Annotated in this window: 18 protein-coding genes, 1 other RNA gene and 1 pseudogene; 13 read left to right on the top strand and 7 right to left on the bottom strand. The window is 66.4% G+C overall.

Annotated elements, in window-relative coordinates; genetic code table 11:
* The first annotated feature begins 62 nt into the window (after nt 1-62).
* The 7 genes from J2X52_RS06420 to rpiA all read left to right on the top strand — a co-directional run bounded on the left by J2X52_RS06420 (nt 63) and on the right by rpiA (nt 4889).
* Entirely contained in the window at nt 63-2270 is a 2208-nt protein-coding gene (locus J2X52_RS06420) for an EAL domain-containing protein (protein ID WP_310150428.1), read from the top strand.
* Between the two features lie 31 nt (nt 2271-2301).
* Nucleotides 2302-2523: a TIGR02449 family protein gene (locus tag J2X52_RS06415; protein ID WP_310150425.1), complete on the top strand. Its 222-nt coding sequence runs from the start codon at nt 2302-2304 to the stop codon at nt 2521-2523.
* A complete protein-coding gene (locus J2X52_RS06410) occupies nt 2520-2819 on the top strand; it encodes a cell division protein ZapA (protein WP_310150422.1) in 300 nt (99 codons plus the stop codon). The genes J2X52_RS06415 and J2X52_RS06410 overlap by 4 nt, the downstream gene beginning before the upstream one ends.
* A 112-nt stretch (nt 2820-2931) precedes the next feature.
* Nucleotides 2932-3116: non-coding RNA, 6S RNA (gene ssrS / locus J2X52_RS06405), on the top strand.
* A 54-nt stretch (nt 3117-3170) separates the two neighbouring features.
* Entirely contained in the window at nt 3171-3752 is a 582-nt protein-coding gene (locus J2X52_RS06400; RefSeq protein WP_310150419.1) for a 5-formyltetrahydrofolate cyclo-ligase, read from the top strand.
* Between the two features lie 10 nt (nt 3753-3762).
* The gene (locus J2X52_RS06395; protein ID WP_310150416.1) at nt 3763-4242 is read left to right on the top strand and encodes an EVE domain-containing protein; all 480 of its coding nucleotides are present in this window, start codon (nt 3763-3765) and stop codon (nt 4240-4242) included.
* Nucleotides 4239-4889: a ribose-5-phosphate isomerase RpiA gene (rpiA, locus tag J2X52_RS06390; RefSeq protein WP_310150413.1), complete on the top strand. Its 651-nt coding sequence runs from the start codon at nt 4239-4241 to the stop codon at nt 4887-4889. The genes J2X52_RS06395 and rpiA overlap by 4 nt, the downstream gene beginning before the upstream one ends.
* Nucleotides 4890-5080: 191 nt before the next feature.
* Here rpiA and rpoD read toward each other — a convergent pair whose 3' ends face one another.
* The 7 genes from rpoD to sucC form a co-directional block, all read right to left on the bottom strand.
* Nucleotides 5081-6961, bottom strand: coding sequence for an RNA polymerase sigma factor RpoD (gene rpoD, locus J2X52_RS06385; protein WP_310150410.1), 1881 nt, complete (start codon nt 6959-6961; stop codon nt 5081-5083).
* A 54-nt stretch (nt 6962-7015) separates the two neighbouring features.
* A complete protein-coding gene (dtd, locus tag J2X52_RS06380) occupies nt 7016-7453 on the bottom strand; it encodes a D-aminoacyl-tRNA deacylase (RefSeq protein WP_310151173.1) in 438 nt (145 codons plus the stop codon).
* A gap of 169 nt (nt 7454-7622) precedes the next feature.
* Nucleotides 7623-9260: an NAD+ synthase gene (locus J2X52_RS06375; RefSeq protein ID WP_310150407.1), complete on the bottom strand. Its 1638-nt coding sequence runs from the start codon at nt 9258-9260 to the stop codon at nt 7623-7625.
* Between the two features lies 1 nt (nt 9261).
* The gene (locus J2X52_RS06370; RefSeq protein ID WP_310150404.1) at nt 9262-9576 is read right to left on the bottom strand and encodes a CcdB family protein; all 315 of its coding nucleotides are present in this window, start codon (nt 9574-9576) and stop codon (nt 9262-9264) included.
* The gene (locus J2X52_RS06365) at nt 9573-9839 is read right to left on the bottom strand and encodes a type II toxin-antitoxin system CcdA family antitoxin (protein ID WP_310150401.1); all 267 of its coding nucleotides are present in this window, start codon (nt 9837-9839) and stop codon (nt 9573-9575) included. The genes J2X52_RS06370 and J2X52_RS06365 overlap by 4 nt, the downstream gene beginning before the upstream one ends.
* A gap of 211 nt (nt 9840-10050) precedes the next feature.
* The gene (sucD, locus tag J2X52_RS06360) at nt 10051-10923 is read right to left on the bottom strand and encodes a succinate--CoA ligase subunit alpha (protein ID WP_096297267.1); all 873 of its coding nucleotides are present in this window, start codon (nt 10921-10923) and stop codon (nt 10051-10053) included.
* 134 nt (nt 10924-11057) lie between these two features.
* Nucleotides 11058-12218, bottom strand: a complete 1161-nt coding sequence (gene sucC / locus J2X52_RS06355; RefSeq protein ID WP_310150396.1) for an ADP-forming succinate--CoA ligase subunit beta — start codon at nt 12216-12218, stop codon at nt 11058-11060.
* 172 nt (nt 12219-12390) lie between these two features.
* Between sucC and J2X52_RS06350 the strand changes: the two genes are divergently transcribed.
* From J2X52_RS06350 to J2X52_RS06325, 6 genes and pseudogenes are all read left to right on the top strand, one after another.
* Entirely contained in the window at nt 12391-14013 is a 1623-nt protein-coding gene (locus J2X52_RS06350) for an ATP-binding protein (protein WP_310150393.1), read from the top strand.
* Between the two features lie 110 nt (nt 14014-14123).
* The gene (locus tag J2X52_RS06345) at nt 14124-14336 is read left to right on the top strand and encodes a hypothetical protein (RefSeq protein WP_310150390.1); all 213 of its coding nucleotides are present in this window, start codon (nt 14124-14126) and stop codon (nt 14334-14336) included.
* Nucleotides 14337-14591: 255 nt separating this feature from the next.
* Nucleotides 14592-16022, top strand: coding sequence for a sigma-54 dependent transcriptional regulator (locus tag J2X52_RS06340; RefSeq protein WP_310150387.1), 1431 nt, complete (start codon nt 14592-14594; stop codon nt 16020-16022).
* A 16-nt stretch (nt 16023-16038) separates the two neighbouring features.
* Nucleotides 16039-16506, top strand: coding sequence for a helix-turn-helix transcriptional regulator (locus J2X52_RS06335; RefSeq protein ID WP_310150384.1), 468 nt, complete (start codon nt 16039-16041; stop codon nt 16504-16506).
* A complete protein-coding gene (locus J2X52_RS06330) occupies nt 16499-17194 on the top strand; it encodes a nucleotidyl transferase AbiEii/AbiGii toxin family protein (RefSeq protein WP_310150381.1) in 696 nt (231 codons plus the stop codon). The genes J2X52_RS06335 and J2X52_RS06330 overlap by 8 nt, the downstream gene beginning before the upstream one ends.
* Nucleotides 17195-17414: 220 nt before the next feature.
* Nucleotides 17415-17567, top strand: a pseudogene (locus J2X52_RS06325) (helix-turn-helix domain-containing protein); the annotation flags it as partial.
* Between the last annotated feature and the right edge of the window lie 32 nt (nt 17568-17599).

Below are 17599 nucleotides of genomic sequence, written 5' to 3'. Positions count from 1 at the left end.
GTTGCCGCAGCGCCGGCGTGCCTACACTCGCGTTCGCCGACCCCGGCACGGAGTGCCGCCGCGTGATCGAACCCAGTCAGCTGCACGTGCCCGGCGCCGCGGTGCTGATGGCGTTGCTGGTGCTGCTGGTGGTGGTGCTGGTGCGCCGACGCAGTAGCGAGCGCGCCTACGTCGCCGAGATCAACGATCACATCGATCGGCTCAAGCTCGCCCTGTGGGCCACGGGCGAACGCTACTGGGATTACCACGTGGGCAGCGGCCAGCTGCGGCGCCTGCTCGCTGACACGCACGGCGAAGCCCGCATGCTCGAAGACAGCATGCCGGTCGAAGCCTTGCTGCATCCCGACGACCACGCGCTCGCCCGCGAGGCCCTGCGTCGCTATCTCGAAGGGGAGTGCGAGCGCTTCCAGGTACAGCTGCGGGTGGCCGATGGCGCCGGTGGCTGGACCTGGGTCCGTGCACGCGGGCGCGCGGTCGAACGCGACAACGCGGGCATGGTGCGGCGCATCGCCGGCACCTCACTCAATGTCTCGGCCACGCGCGAGGCCGAGCGCGAACGCCAGATCGCCGCCACCGTCCTGCGCAGCATGGGCGAAGCGGTCGCGGTCCTCGATGCGGAGTTCCGCTACGTCTCGGTCAATCCGGCTTTCCTGCGCATGACCGGATACACGGAAGCCGAGGTGCTCGGGCAGGGCGCGTCCCTGCTCGACAGCGCGCAGAACGACAGCGCCTTCTACCGTCGCATCCGCGCGCAGGCGCGTCGCGAGGGGCACTGGAGCGGCGAACTCTGGCAGCGCCGCAAGGACGGCGACGAACTTCTGTCCGCGCTCGAGCTGCGCACCGTGCGCGACGCCGACGAGAACAGCCTGCTGCACGTCTGCGTCTTCACCGACATCACCCAGCAGAAGCGTACCGAGCAGGAACTGCGCTATCTGGCGAACTTCGACACATTGACCGGCCTGCCGAACCGCTCGCTGCTGTCGGAACGCCTTTCGCGCGCGATCGTGCGCGCGCACCGGGAAGACAGCCGGCTGGCGGTGCTGTTCCTGGACCTGGACCGCTTCAAGGACGTCAACGATTCGCTGGGCCATGCCGCCGGCGATCGCATCCTGCGCGCGGCTGCCGTGCGCCTGCAGCAGACCGTCGGCGCTCAGCACACGGTGGCGCGGCTGGGCGGCGACGAATTCACGGTCGTGCTGGAAGGTCTCGCCCAGGCCGATGACGCCGAGCACATGGCGCGCGAGATCATCAATGCCTTCGGGGCACCGCTGTCGCTCGATGACCGCCGCGAGGTCTCGATCTCGCCGTCGATCGGCATCAGCCTCTATCCCGACCACGCCCAGGTCCCGACGGAACTGCTCAAGCAGGCCGACACCGCCATGTACCAGGCCAAGGCGGCCGGACGCTGCACCTTCATGTGTTACGACGACACCATGGACCTGGCGGTGCGCCAGCGCGCGACGATTTCCGGCGCGCTGCGCAAGGTGCTCGACCGTGGCGAACTGCGGCTCGTGTTCCAGCCGCGGCTGTCGCTGTCGCCCCCGTGCATTACCGGCGTCGAGGCGCTGCTGCGCTGGTCGAGTCCCGAGCACGGCGACATCCCGCCGGCCGAGTTCATTCCCATCGCCGAGGAAAGCGGCTTGATCCTGGAGATCGGCGAATGGGTGCTGCGCGAGGCCTGCCTGGTTCTCCAGCGCTGGCGCCAGCACGGCATGGACCAGCTCAACGTCTCGGTCAACGTCTCGGTGCTGCAGCTGCTGCGCGGAGATTTTGTCGGCGTGGTCGAGCGCGTGCTGGCGGATGTGGGCATCCCGCCGCACCTGCTCGAACTCGAACTCACCGAAAGCGTGCTGATGGCGAATGCCGAACAGACCGCAGAGCGCCTGCAGGCCTTCCGCACCCTCGGCGTGTCGCTGGCGATCGACGATTTCGGCACCGGTTACTCGTCGCTGGCCTATCTCAAACGCCTGCCGATCACCACGATCAAGATCGACAAGGCCTTCGTCGATGGCCTGCCCCACGACGCCGAGGATGCCGCGATCACCCCGACCATCGTCGCCATGGCCCACTCGCTGGGTCTGCGCGTGGTCGCCGAAGGCGTCGAGACCGAAGCCCAGATGCGCTTCCTTGCCGAGCGCGGCTGCGACGAGATCCAGGGCTTCTGGGTGTCGCCGCCGCTCGACGCACTGCAGTGCCTGGCCTTCATGCGCAACTGGCGGCCCGACGACCTGCCCGTCGTCCGCCACGCGCCAGCGGTCGTGCTGCCTTGACCGCCACCGGCGCGCTGCCTAAGGTGCGGCAATGACCGAGCCCGACGTCATCGCCCAGCTGCACAGACTGACGTCGCGGATCGACGCGCTCATCGAACGTGTCCGCGTCCTCAGCGACGAGAACCGCAGCCTGCGCCAGCAACAGGAATCCATTGTCGGCGAGCGCGCCCAGTTGCTGTCGAAGAACGAGCAGGCGCGCTCGCGGGTGGAAGCGATGATCGCCCGCCTCAAGTCCCTGGAGCAGCACACATGAGCGCCACCGAGGCCGTCAGCGTTCGCGTGCTGGATCGCGAATACACCGTCGGCGTCACCCCCGACGAACGCGACAGCCTGATGGCGGCCGCCAAGCTGCTCGACGCGCGGATGCGCGAGATCCGCGGCGCCAACCGCATGGCCGCGGTCGATCGCATCGCGATCCTCGCCGCGTTGAATCTGGCCCATGAGCTGCAGATGCTCGGCGACGGCCAGTCGCATGGCTCGCGCGAAATCGCCGAGTCATTGGCGTCGCTGCACAGCAAGCTGGATGGACTCGACGCCGAACAGCGTTGAGGGCGGCCGCTTTTCGCGGCACCTCCACACAACTGAATCCCCACCGCTGTCCGCGGCGACGTGACCGACGAACGGAACCCAGGCCGCGGGTCGATTGGCTATACTGCGCGTGCGTTCTCTGCCGTGTTCGACAGCGTGCAAAACATTCGCCTTGTCCCTTAATAACGACACCGGGGACGTCAGGAAACCGGGAGTGCCAGTCCGCCCCCGAGCGGAAAGCCCAAAGGAATCCCAGCGTTCCCACTTGAACCCCGGGTTCAAGGTCGTTTCGCCTGCATCGGCATCGGCGGAGAACGTATTTTTTGAATTCCCTGCCGCGTCGCCGGCATTTCCGACGACGAGCCCGGCCGCATGACCGACCGCACCGCCCTCCGCCGACGCCTGCGCGACCAGCGCCGCGCCCTGCCCGCGCCTGCGCGCATTGCTGCCGCCGAGGGACTCGCCGCCCAACTGTTCGCACTGCCCGCGTTGCCCGCAACGGGCTATGTGGCCGGTTACTGGGCGAATGATGGCGAGATCGGCCTGCATGTCTTCCAGATGCGATTGCCCGCCGGCCTGATCTACTGCCTGCCGGTGCTGCATGACGAGGTGCTGCGCTTCGCGCCCTGGCGTGCCGGCGATCCGCTGGTCACCAACCGCTACGGCATTCCCGAACCTGATATCGAACCCGCTTCCGCGCTCGATGCGAGCGCGATGGCGCTGGTCGTCGCGCCGTTGGTCGGCTTCGACGCGCGCGGCAACCGGCTGGGCATGGGCGGCGGCTGGTACGACCGCAGTTTCGACTTCCGCCGCACGCAGTCCGCGCCGCCGCTGCTTGTGGGCGCGGCGTTCGCGCTGCAGCAGGTGGAAGCGCTCGACGCCGCGCAGTGGGATGTGCCGCTCGACGCGATCTGCACCGAATCGAACACCCTCCACCCGCACACAGCCGCCTGACCGAGACGCGATGAGCACCCGCAAGCGCTACTGGCTGATGAAGTCCGAGCCCGAGGACTTCTCGATCGACGACCTGGCCCGCGTCGGCACCGAGCCCTGGACGGGCGTACGCAACTACCAGGCGCGCAACTTCATGCGCGATGGCATGCAGGTCGGCGACGGCGTGCTGTTCTATCACTCGAACACCGACGTGCCCGGCATCTATGGCATCGCCGAGGTCGCATCCACTGCGTACCCCGACCCGAGCCAGTTCAAGAAGTCGTCGAAGTACTTCGATGAGAAGGCCACCGAGGAGGCTCCGCGCTGGTTCCTCGTCGATGTCGGCTATGTGCGCACCCTGGCCCACCCCATTTCGCTGGCGCAGATCCGCGAACACAGCGCCGACCTCGGCGAGGAATTCGCGCTGATCCGCAAGGGCGCGCGCCTGTCGGTGCTGCCGGTCACGTCCGCGCAGTGGAAACTGCTGTTGTCCCTGGAGAAGAAGCGATGAGCGAAGGCAAGCGCCTGGCCGCCGAGAAGGCGATCGAGTACGTGGAAGACGGCATGATCGTCGGGGTGGGCACCGGCTCGACGGTCGCCTATTTCATCGACGCACTGGCGCGCATCAAGCATCGCATCGACGGCGCGGTGTCGAGCTCGGACCAGAGCACCGAGCGTCTGCGTGGCCACGGCATCGACGTGCTCGACCTCAATGCGACCGGCCCACTGGCGCTGTATGTCGACGGCGCGGACGAGTGCGATCCCGGTAGACATCTGATCAAGGGCGGCGGGGCCGCGCTGACGCGCGAGAAGATCATCGCCGAGGCCAGCAAGCAGTTCATCTGCATCATCGATCCCGCAAAGCAGGTCCCCGTGCTCGGCGCGTTCCCGCTGCCGATCGAAGTGATTCCGATGGCGCGCAGTCTCGTGGCCCGCACGATCCTAGAGACGACCGGCGGCCAGCCGGTCTGGCGCGAAGGCGTGAAGACCGACAACGGCAACTGGGTGCTCGACATCCACGGCCTTTCGATCACCGATCCGGTGGCGCTGGAAGCGAAGCTCAACCAGATCCCGGGCGTGGTCAGCGTAGGCCTGTTCGCCCGCCGCAAGGCCGACGTGGTGATCGTAGGCACCGCGACGCCGACGATCATCAGCTGACCCGATCGGGAGGACACGCCATCCTGTAGGAGCGCGCTCGCGCGCGAAGAAACCGGCAACAGGCAATCGCGCGCAAGCGCGCTCCTACAAAGGGGTGAGACCAGAGAGAACCGCAAGACGTTCGTTCTGGACATGCCCCACAAAAAAGCCCGCCTTCCGGCGGGCTTTTTCGTATTACGCGCAGCCTCGACTCACTCGACGTCGAGGAAGCTCCGCAGCTGCTCGCTGCGCGAGGGATGACGGAGCTTGCGCAGCGCCTTGGCCTCGATCTGGCGGATGCGCTCGCGGGTGACGTCGAACTGTTTGCCGACTTCCTCGAGCGTGTGATCGGTGTTCATGTCGATGCCGAAGCGCATGCGCAGCACCTTGGCCTCACGCGGGGTCAGGCCGGCGAGCACGTCGCGGACTGTCTCCATGAGGTTGGTGTTGGTGGTCGCGTCGATCGGGGACTCCACATTGGTGTCCTCGATGAAGTCGCCCAGGTGCGAATCCTCGTCGTCGCCGATCGGGGTCTCCATGGAGATCGGCTCCTTCGCGATCTTCATGACCTTCCGGATCTTGTCTTCCGGCATGTCCATTTCCTTGGCCAGCTCCTCCGGCGTGGCCTCGCGGCCGTACTGCTGGAGCATCTGGCGGGAAATGCGGTTGAGCTTGTTGATCGTCTCGATCATGTGCACGGGGATACGGATCGTGCGCGCCTGGTCGGCGATCGAGCGCGTGATCGCCTGGCGGATCCACCACGTGGCGTAGGTCGAGAACTTGAAGCCGCGACGGTGCTCAAACTTGTCCACGGCCTTCATCAGGCCGATGTTGCCTTCCTGGATGAGATCGAGGAACTGCAGACCGCGGTTGGTGTACTTCTTGGCGATCGAGATCACCAGGCGCAGGTTGGCCTCGACCATTTCCTTCTTGGCCTTGCGGGCCTTGGCCTCGCCGTAGGCCATCGCGCGGTTGATCTCCTTGAGATCGCCCAGGGTGACGCCCATCGCCTTCTCGATCGCGAGCGTCGCTTCCTGCTCGGCGACGATCTGGTCGCGCACGTCCTTCAGGCCGGACGACCACTTCTGCTTGCGCTTGATCATCTCGTCCGCCCAGCCCGTATTGGTCTGGTTGCCATCCCACGCGCGGATGAAATCCTTACGCGGCATCTTGGCGACGCGGGTGGAGAGGTCGAGGATGCGACGCTCGTGGTCCTTCAGCTCGGACACGACCTCACGCAGCTTGCGGACCAGCAGATCGGTCAGCGGCAGCGGCAGCTTGAAGGTCATGAAGACCTCGGCCATCTCGGCGCGCAGCTTGATCGATGACTTCGCAGTCGCACCGTGCTTGGCGTACGACTTCTGGAACTTGTTGAACAGGTCGGCCATCAGGTCCATGCGACGCAGGACTTCTTCCGGGTCCGGACCGGTCGGGCCGGTGCTCTCTTCCTCGTCCGAGGAATCGTCGGAATCGTCGTCGTCGGTCTCGGCTTCTTCCACCGCTTCGACGACGGCCGGCGCGTTGCCCGCTGCCGCTTCCTCTTCAGCCGCCAGTTCTTCGAGCAGCTGGTCGTTGAAGCCGGCGACGACTTCGGCCAGACGCTTCTTGCCACCCTTGTGCAGTTCATATTCTTCGAGCAGCAGCTGCACCGACCACGGGAAGCTGGCCACCGAGGTCATCATCTGGTTCAGACCTTCCTCGATGCGCTTGGCGATCGCGATCTCGCCTTCGCGGGTCAGCAGCTCGACCGTGCCCATCTCGCGCATGTACATGCGCACCGGGTCGGTCGTGCGGCCACCTTCGGTATCGAGCGAGGTCAGCGCGGCGGCGGCTTCTTCCGCAGCGGTCTCGTCGACTTCGCGGTTGCCACCCGATTCGCCGGCCAGCAGCAGCGTTTCCGCATCGGGCGCCACTTCATGGACAGCAATGCCCATGCCGTTGATCATGCCGATGATGTCTTCGATCTGCTCCGGATCGACCATGTCGTCGGGCAGATGATCGTTGACTTCGGCATAGGTCAGATAGCCCTGCTCAAGACCCTTGCTGATGAGGATCTTGATATCGGACTGCTGGGCGGGACGTTCATTCGCCATGTGGCGCACCGTCTGAAAAGTGAACCCGTAATTATACCACCAGCGGGGCCGGGATCATGCCCTGAGCAGGAAGGTGACCGGGCCGTCGTTGACCAGGCTGACCTCCATATGGGCACCGAAGCGGCCGGTTTCCACCCCCGGATGGCGTGACCTGCAGACGGCGACCAGGCGATCGAAGATCCGTTCAGCCTCTTCGGGCGGCGCGGCGGTACTGAAACCCGGCCGATTGCCCGAGCGTGTATCCGCCGCCAGCGTGAACTGGCTCACCAGCAGCAGGCCACCGCCGATCTGCGCCAACGACAGGTTCATGCGACCGGCATCGTCCGAGAACACCCGGTACGCGAGCAGGCGATCGGCCATGCGGGCGACCTGGGTCTCGCCGTCGCCCGGTTCGATGCCGACGAGCGCGAGCAGGCCGGGGCCGGTGTGGCCGATGACCGCGCCATCGACACGGACGGCGGCTTCGCTGACGCGCTGGATCAGGCTCAACACAGGCGTGCGCCGCCAGGCGGCCCTCCGAGACATTCGAAGGCGCCGTCCCACCCTGTAGGAGCGCGCTCGCGCGCGAAGAGTGGTCCGTGGAAAGCGCCATCGCGCGCGAGCGCGCTCCTACAAGGACAAAAGGCTGCCCGGGTCGCAGGCTGGCCGCGGAACCCGCCAATCACCCCGAATACCGGTTGCTGATCGGATACCTGCGCTCACGACCGAACGCGCGCCGCGAGATCTTCGGCCCCGGCGCGGCCTGGTGGCGCTTCCACTCGCTGATGCGCACCAGTCGCAACACGCGGTCGACGGTGGCCGCATCGAAGCCGGCCGCGACGATCTCGTCGCGCGATTCCTCCTGGTCCACAAAGCGACGCAGGATCGCATCGAGCACGTCGTAGGGCGGCAGCGAATCCTGGTCGAGCTGGTTGTCGCGCAGTTCGGCCGAGGGTGGGCGGGCGATCACCGCGGGCGGAATCACCGGTGCGCCGCCGACGGTGTTGCGCCACTTCGACAGGCCAAAGACTTCGGTCTTGTACAGATCCTTGATCGGCGCGTAGCCGCCGCACATGTCGCCGTAGATCGTCGCGTAGCCCACCGCGTATTCGCTCTTGTTGCCGGTGGTGAGCAGCAGGCCGCCGTGCTTGTTCGACAACGCCATCATGATCGCGCCGCGGGTGCGGGACTGCAGGTTTTCCTCGGCGATGTCGCCGTCCTTGCCCTCGAACGCTTCGGCCAATGTATCGAGGAAGCCCTGGAACGGCAGCTCGATCGGAATGGTCAGCATGCGCACGCCGAGCGCCTCGCACTGCTCGGCGGCAAGGTCATTGCTGAGCCCAGCGGTGAAGCGCGAGGGCATGCGCACCGCGGTGACGTTCTCCGCGCCCAGCGCATCGACCGCCATCGCCAGCACCACCGACGAATCGATGCCGCCCGATAGGCCGACCCAGGCTTTCGAAAACCCGTTCTTGCCGCAGTAATCGCGCGTGCCGCGGACCACCGCGCGCCAGGCCAGCGCGTCGATGCTTTCGTCGCCATCGTCGACCCAGACCACGGGCGAGAACTTGCGCGTCGCCGGATCGAAGTCCACCACCAGCCAATGGTCGTCGAACGCAACCGCCGCCGGGTGCACGGTGCCGTCGGCATCGGCAACGACCGAGGCGCCGTCGAACACCAGTGCGTCCTGTCCGCCGACGACGTTGACGTAGGCCAGCGCGACACCGCTCTCGCGGGTGCGCTCGGCCAGCAGCGCGTCGCGCTGGCGATGTTTGCCGCGCTCGTACGGCGATGCGTTCGGCACCACCACGACGGCCGCCCCCGCGGCGGCGGTATCGGCCAAAGGCTCAGGGAACCAGAGGTCCTCGCAGACCAGCACGCCGACCGGCACGCCGCCGACGTCGACCACGCAGGGTTCGCCGTCCGGATCGACATGGAAATATCGGCGCTCGTCGAACACGTTGTAGTTCGGCAGTTCGCGCTTGCGATAGGTGCGCTCGAGCATGCCGTCGCGCAGCACACTCGCCGAGTTGTAGAGCACGCTGCCCGCGGACTCCGGCCAACCGACCACCGCGACGATGCCGCGCACGTCCTTGGCGATCTGCATCAACGCCGCTTCGCAGTCGATCAGGAACGAGGGGCGCATCAGCAGGTCTTCCGGCGGATACCCGCTGATTGCAAGTTCGGGGAAGACCACCACATGCGCACCGAACTCGTCACGCGCCGCCACGATCATCTCCGCGATGCGCTCGGCGTTGCGGCCGACATCGCCCACCGGAAAGTCGAACTGGGCGAGTGCGATGCGCAGGGGGTCGGTCATGTCAGATGCCATGTGTCAAAAGATCGATAGCGGACAGGATGGCATGCCGCTCATCCGACATGTCGGCGACACGCTTGCCGATCATGCGCATCGGGATTCCCATGATCTGCGCGGTGTCCATCACCATGCGCCGCTCGCCGACTACAAGGCACGGCATCAGTCGTTCGATCACGCCACCTGCGCGCTCGACCGTCACCAGCGGCACGACCACGCGTGAGCCGATGGTCTCGATCAGATCACTCTGGACATCCAGAAAGTACGGAACGACTTTTCTCGATGCGGCGTCGGCGTTCGCGTAGACGGCGAACTGGCTCATCCACCGGCCTTGGACAGAAACGTGCGCACGTGATCACTCAACATGCCGTCTCGCTCGACGCGGCGGTTGTAAGCCTCGATCGCGTCCCGGTTCTGCTCCAGCCACTTGTCCCGCTTGCGCGCGCGCACCTCCGCTTCCAGCGCTTTTTCAAGCGTCGCCGACAGGTTGATATCCAGCGCGCGGGCATCCTCGAGCAGGCCCTGGTTCACGCTGACGTTGGTGGCGCGCTTGCCGTAGCCGGCATAATCTTCGCGAATGCGCATGACGGAGCCCTCGTGGATGCGCATTCAAGATGCGCATCGAAAAGCGCCCTGTCAACCGCCCCTCTTGAAATCCCACTGTAGGAGCGCGCTTGCGCGCGCAGTGACACGCGCCGGGAAACCGCCATCGCGCGCAAGCGCGCTCCTACTAAAAGTCCGTCCACGAAAAAGGCCGCCCGGAGGCGGCCTTCTCGAATCACGCGATGCGGCGTGATTACTTCACGAGCGCAGCGATCGCTTCGCCCAGGTCGCCCGGCGAACGGACGGTCTTCACGCCCGCCGCTTCCATCGCCTTGAACTTGCCCTCCGCCGTGCCCGAACCGCCCGACGCGATCGCGCCGGCGTGGCCCATGCGCTTGCCCGGAGGGGCCGACGCGCCGGCGATGAAGCCGACGACCGGCTTCTTGACGTGTGCCTTGATGTACTCGGCGCCCGCTTCCTCAGCGTCGCCGCCGATTTCGCCGACCATGATGATGCCCAGCGTCTGCGGATCTTCGTTGAACAGCTTGAGGCAGTCGACGAAGTTCAGGCCGTTGATCGGGTCGCCGCCGATGCCGATGACGGTCGACTGGCCGAGGCCTGCCGCGGTGGTCTGCTTGACCGCTTCATAGGTCAGCGTGCCCGAGCGCGACACGATGCCGATCTTGCCCGGCATGTGGATGTGGCCCGGCATGATGCCGATCTTGCACTCGCCCGGCGTGATCACGCCCGGGCAGTTGGGACCGACCAGGGTGACGTCCGGGTGCGACTTGAGCACGTTCTTGACGCGCAGCATGTCGAGCACCGGAATGCCCTCGGTGATGCAGACGATGACCTTGATGCCGGCCGCAGCCGCTTCGAGGATGGCATCGGCCGCGAACGGCGGCGGCACGTAGATCACCGACGCATCGGCGCCGGTGGCCTCGACCGCTTCGCGCACGGTGTTGAACACCGGCAGGTTGATGTGCGTGGTGCCGCCCTTGCCGGGCGTGACGCCGCCGACGACCTGGGTGCCGTATTCCACCATCTGGGTGGCGTGGAAGGTGCCCTGCTGGCCGGTGAAGCCCTGCACGATCACCTTGGTGTTCTTGTTGATCAAAACGCTCATGGAGTTGTCCTGTTGAGCCCCTCTCCCCTTGGGAGAGGGGTTGGGGTGAGGGCTGCATGGATGCAAGCGCCCTCATCCGCCCTTCGGGCACCTTCTCCCAGAGGGAGAAGGGAAGGAAATAGAGTCGATCGGAATCAGGCGGCGGCGGCGACGGCCTTCTTGGCGCCGTCGTTGATGTCGTCGGCCGCGGTGATCGCCAGGCCGGATTCGGCCAGCAACTTCTTGCCCGCTTCGACGTTCGTGCCCTCGAGGCGCACGATCACCGGCACCTTGACGTCCACTTCCTTGACCGCCGCGATGATGCCCTCGGCAATCATGTCGCAGCGGACGATGCCGCCGAAGATGTTGACGAAGATCGCCTTGACCTTGTCGCTCGACAGGATGAGCTTGAACGCCTCGGTCACGCGCTCCTTGGTTGCGCCGCCGCCCACATCGAGGAAGTTCGCCGGCGAGCCGCCGTTGAGCGCGATCACGTCCATCGTCGCCATGGCCAGGCCCGCGCCGTTGACCATGCAGCCGATGTTGCCGTCCATGGTCACGTAGTTCAGGTCGTACTGGCTGGCACGCGCTTCGGCCTCGTCTTCCTGCGTGGCGTCACGCATCGCCGCCAGATCCTTGTGACGGAACGCGGCGTTGTCGTCGGAGTCGACCTTGCCGTCGAGGGCGTAGAGGTCGCCATTGTCGAGGATCGCCAGCGGGTTGAGTTCGACCAGCGCCAGGTCCTTCTCGTTGAACAGGGTGTACAGGCCGCCCATGATCTTGGCGAGCTGGTTGGCCTGCTTGGCGGTCAGGCCGATCTTGAAGCCGATCTCGCGGCCCTGGTAGGGCTGGAAACCTTCGACGAAGCTGACGTTGAGGCTCTCGATCTTCTCCGGCGTCTCGGCAGCCACCTGCTCAATGTCCACGCCACCCTCGCTCGAGACGATGTAGGTGATCGACTGCGTACCGCGGTCAACCAGCACCGACAGATACAGTTCCTTGGCGATCTCACCAGCTTCGGTGATCAGCACCAGATTGACCGGCAGTTCAACGCCAGCGGTCTGATAGGTGGCCATCTTGGTACCGAGCATCTTGGCAGCAGCGGCCTTCACGTCGTCGGTGGTCTTGCAGAACTTCACGCCGCCGGCCTTGCCGCGGCCGCCCGCGTGGATCTGGGCCTTGACCATCCAGGGGCCATCGCCCAGGGACTTCGCTACTTCGACTGCTTCGTCGGCGGTGGACGCGACGCGCCCGGCCGGCACGGGGATGCCGTAATCGGCAAACAACTGCTTCGCCTGGTATTCGTGGAAGTTCATGTGGGGTCCGTACAGAAAGGAGATGACACCGGTCGACGGGCGGCACACAGGGCGCGGCGGGTCGGCGGGGTCCGCTATTCTCGCTCATGCGGCGGTGACGGGCAAAACCGCCCCGCCGACCGCCCCGGACCGACGCCTATACTCGGCCGTCCGGCTCCGATGGAACGCGCCCGTGCCCCTGCTCGCAGCTTCCGCGCTGTCCCCGTCACTGCTACAGCGCGAACTCTCGCTGTTCGCGCTCTATCGGGTGCTGGAAGCCGCCCTGCTCGCGCTGCTGGTGTTCAGCCCCTGGGGGGCGGTGCTCGGCGAAGTGACGGATGCGCCGATCGCGATCTCGGTGGCCATCGGCTACCTGATCGCCTCGGTGGGCCTGCTGGTGCACGCCCGCCGCGCCCGGGCCGACTTCCCCAGCCACGCCGTGGTCGGCGTGTTGGTGGACATCGTAGTCGCGACGCTGATCACCCACGCGATCCCCGAGGTCGCCCCCGGCATCGCCATGCTGATGCTGTTCAACATCGGCGCCGCCTCGCTGTTCGTGACCCTGCGCACCAGCCTGCTGATCGCCGCCGCCGCGTCGCTGGCGCTACTGGTCGAACGCATGGTCGGCCTGCTCGGCACCGGCACCTTCGACCGGCCGTTCGCCGAAATGATGATGTTCGGGCTCGGATTCTTTGCGGCCGCCTCGCTGACCCGCCAGCTCGGCAAGCAGGTCCGCGAAACCCAGGCCCTGGCCGACCGGCGCGGCGCCGAGGCCGAGAACCTCGCCGAAATCAACGAGCTGATCATCCGCCGCATGCAGACCGGGGTGCTGCTGGTCGACGGCGCCGGCCACATCCGCCTGACCAATGAGGCCGCCACGCTGCTGATCGGGGAGAGCGACGCGCCGGGCGAGGACGGCCTGCACGGCCGCACGCTGTCGCAGCTCGCGCCGCCACTGGCGATGCGGCTGGCGGAATGGTTGCGCAGCGGCAGCGTGGACAGCGCGCCGCTCACCCTGCGCGAGCACACCGACGTCATGCCCCGCTTCGTGCGGCTGCTGGCCGAAAGCGACAGCACCCTTGTGTTCCTCGACGACACCTCCCTCGTCTCGCGCCGCGCCGAATCGCTGACCCTGGCCACCATGGGCCGGTTCTCCGCCAGCCTTGCCCACGAGATCCGTAACCCGCTCGCCGCGATCAGCTACGCCACCCAGCTGATGGAAGAATCCGACCAGATCGGCGAGGCCGACCGACGCCTGCTGCAGATCATCCACCAGCAGTGCATGCGCACCAACGGCATCGTCGAAAGCGTGCTGGGCCTCGCCCGCCGCGAGCGCGCCCGGCCCGAACACGTGGATCTGGTCGCCGCGGCCCACGGCTTCGTGCTGGACTACCGGATGATCGTCAGCGACGAGAACGCCGAACTGAAGGTCACCTGCGCGCAGTCCGCGCTGCGCGCGATCTTCGACCCGCGCCACCTGCAGCAGGTGCTGACCGCCCTGGTCAACAACGCCGTGCGCTACGGGCGCATGCCCGGCGAACCGGCGCGCATCACCCTGCATCTCGAACAGACGGGCGAATGCCCCACCCTCAGCGTGCTCGACCGCGGCCCCGGCGTGCCCGACGCGGTCGCCTCGCAGCTGTTCCGCCCGTTCTTCACCACCTCCGAAAGCGGCACGGGCCTCGGTCTCTACATCGCCCATGAACTGTGCCGCGCGAACGAGGCGCATCTGGAATACGTCGCCGTGCCCGGCGGCGGCGCCTGCTTCCGGGTCACGTTGGCGGCGCGGAAGACGCTGCTGCGGACTAGGGGCTGACTGCGCTTCATGCAGCCGGGCACATCTCTACGACGTGGCTGAAAGTCGGCTTTCAATTCCAGCGGCCTAACATTGAATTGAAGAGCGCCGCGCTTCGAAGCGCGGAACGCTTGAGCGCATACACCGGCGCAGGCATGGGCACGCATCTCGGCACCCATGCCACCCGAGCCCTCACCGACTCCCCGACGCTCGCGCTGCTCAAGGCTCCCAACGCCGTCACCCCGGCGCAGGCCGGAGTCCAGTGCCTTGCATCGATGACTCCGAAGCCCCCATGCCCGGCACTGGACCGCGGTGTCGCAGTCGACAACGTCGGACTGGACTGACATTGCTATGCCAACCGCACAGCTCGGCCATTCTCCCGGCGAGCCTCAACACAGGCATTCCGGGCCCCACCGGAACCCGACGGCGCGGGAATGCGTGAGATGAAAAGGAAGAGCGCAGCACACTGTCGGCGACTACACAGACGCCTGCAGACTCGCGCCCCCCATCGTGACTAGCGTCCCTCGTGTGACCCTCGTCGCGTTTGGCAGAATCTGTCACTATGCGTCACACCCCAGTTCCGGTTGTGTGGCCCATCGATGAGCGAATCCCGCAGCGTCCTGATCGTCGATGACGAACACGATATCCGTGAACTGCTGGTCCTCACCCTCGGCCGCATGGGGCTGCGCACCGAAACCGCCGCCACGCTGGCCGCCGCCCGCGAACTGCTGGCCGCGGCGCCCTACGACCTGTGCCTGACCGACATGCGTCTGCCCGACGGCTCGGGCCTGGAGCTTGTCGGCGAGATCAGCACCCGCTACCCCGGCATGCCGGTCGCAATGATCACCGCCTACGGCAACGTCCAGGCGGCTGTCGAGGCGCTCAAGGTCGGCGCCTTCGATTTCGTCAGCAAGCCGGTCGACATCCACGTGCTGCGCGGCCTCGTCCGCCAGGCGCTGGAATTGGGCGAGCGGGCCAAGCGCGACACCGAGGAACACAGCAGCCGCCTGCTTGGCACCTCCGACGCCATGGTCACGTTGCGCCATACCATCGCCAAGGTCGCCCGCAGCCAGGCGCCGGTGTTCATCAACGGCGAATCGGGCACCGGCAAGGAACTCGTCGCCCGCACCATCCACGCCCAGGGCGCGCGCGCCAGCAGTCCATTCGTGCCGGTCAACTGCGGCGCCATTCCGACCGAACTGATGGAAAGCGAGTTCTTCGGCCACAAGAAGGGCAGCTTCACCGGCGCGCACAGCGACAAGCCCGGCCTGTTCCAGGCCGCGGATGGCGGCACGCTGTTCCTCGACGAAATCGCTGAATTGCCGCTGCCGATGCAGGTCAAGCTGCTGCGCGCCATCCAGGAAAAATCGATCCGCCCGGTGGGCGCCTCGGCCGAAGTGCAGGTCGACGTGCGCATCCTGTCGGCCACGCACAAGGACCTGGCGCAACTGGTCAACGACGGCCGCTTCCGCCATGACCTCTACTACCGCATCAACGTCATCGGCCTGCAGGTGCCGCCGCTGCGCGAACGCGCCGGCGACCTGCCGTTGCTGTCGAGTGCCATCCTGCAGCGTCTCGCCCAGGCCATGCACCGCCCCGCACCGGCACTGGCCGACGACGCCGTCGCCGCGCTCGAGGGCTACGGCTTTCCCGGCAACGTCCGCGAGCTCGAGAACATCCTCGAGCGTGCGCTGGCGATGGCCGACGAGGACCGGATCACCGCGGCCGACCTGCATCTACCGGTCCCGCGCAGCGGCACGCAGTCGGGCCAGGGCCAGCACGGCTCCCCCTTCGTCACCGGCACCCATCAGGCCCTGCCGCAGAACGCGGCCGCCCCGCGTGACCCACGCACCCTCAGCCCCTACGAGACCGCCGGCACCGCCCTGCCGTCCTTCATCGAAGACATCGAGCGCGCCGCGATCCAGCAGTCGCTGCAAGAACACCGCTACAACAAGACCAAGACCGCCGCGGCCTTGGGCATCACGTTCCGGGCCCTGCGCTACAAGCTGAAGAAGCTCGGCATCGACTAGCAACCGCATATGGCAGATGTCCTGGATTCCGGACATCGCCAATGGAATGTCCTCTATTCCAGACATGCGTACCGCCGACTACAGCATCCCCACCCGTCACCTGGGCGACACCCTGCGGACAGCGCGTCTGCGCCTGGGCCTGACCCAGGCCGAAGCCGCCCGGCGTGCGGGCATTGCCCGGCAGAAGCTGATCCAGATCGAACAGGGAAAACCCGGTGTCGCCATGGCCGCATACGCCGCCGCCATGCACGCGCTCGGGCTGGAGCCGGATGTGCGCCCGGCACGGGTGCAGCTGGCCGCCTATCCGCAGCTCAAACGCCTGACCTGGAATCAGCCGGGCGTCGACGCGTTGGACGAGCGCGACGCCCTGGCGCTGTACGAGCGTTACTGGGATCTCGTGGATGCCGACCTGATGGATGAGCGCGAACGCGCGCTGCTCGAACGCCTGGTCCAGTGGTACGGCCGGGGCAGTCTCCATGTTTGAACGACTGCATCATCGACGCATCGCCAAGGCACTCGGCGCTTTCGACGCCGATCTGCTGGCGCGGGCGCACTGTTACTTCGCGGGTGGAACCGCGATCGTCCTGCAATTGGGCGAGTATCGGGAGTCGGTCGATATCGACTTCCTGTGTGCCGATCCCGCAGGCTACCGCCTGCTCCGGGAAACCGTGACCTCGCATACGCTCGGCGCCATTCTGCGCACGCCATTGCCCTACGCGCGGGACATCCGTACGCAGCGCGACAAGATCTCGACCTACCTGTCCATCGACGAAACGCCCGTCCGCGTCGAATTCGTACTGGAAGGGCGCATCCCGATCAGAGGGCAACCGCATCCGAAACTCGCGGTACCGGTGCTCGACCGCAGCGACATGTATGCAGAGAAGCTGCTCACCAATGCCGACCGGGCGCTGGACCGCTCCCAGCGCAGCCGGAATCTGATCGATCTGGCATTCATGATCCGGGGATGGGGCCCCATCCCCGCCGCAGCCGTCGAAAAGGCAACCAGCGCCTACGGCGACGCGATCCGGCGTCACTTCGAACTGGGCATCGCAATGCTGCAGGATCGTCACCATCTCGAGACCTGCCTGTCCGCCATGTCCATCGATCCCGGATACGCAGATCCGATTCTCGATGCCTTGACGGGTCCATCGCCCCTCCAAGCGATGCAGTAGCGGTCCCGGCCAGATCCTCGCAGGCTGGAGAGCAGCCTCGTACGCGCCCCGGCCCAGGCGGACGAAGACAGGATGACCGCTGCGGATCTGCATCTGCCGTACGTGGGCGACGCAAGCGACCGCCCAAGCACACATCACATCAGCGTTCACCACCAATGCCCACCAAGCGCTTCTGCCGAAGCCGAAATCCGCCCACCATCAGCCCTGCGAGATCGCCGGCGCCGCCTTACCCGCCTGTATCGAGGCTATCGAGCGCGCCGCCATCCAGCAGTCGCTGCAGGAACACCGCTTGAACAAGACCAAGACCGCCGCGGCACTCGGCATCACGTTCCGCGCACTGCGCTACAAGCTGAAGAAGCTCGGCATCGATTGACCCTACGCCCACCTGTAGGAGCGCGCTCGCGC

Source organism: Luteimonas sp. 3794, assembly GCF_031456825.1.
In the GTDB taxonomy this organism is placed as follows: Bacteria; Pseudomonadota; Gammaproteobacteria; order Xanthomonadales; family Xanthomonadaceae; genus Luteimonas.
This window is presented reverse-complemented; position numbering and strand designations above follow the sequence as displayed.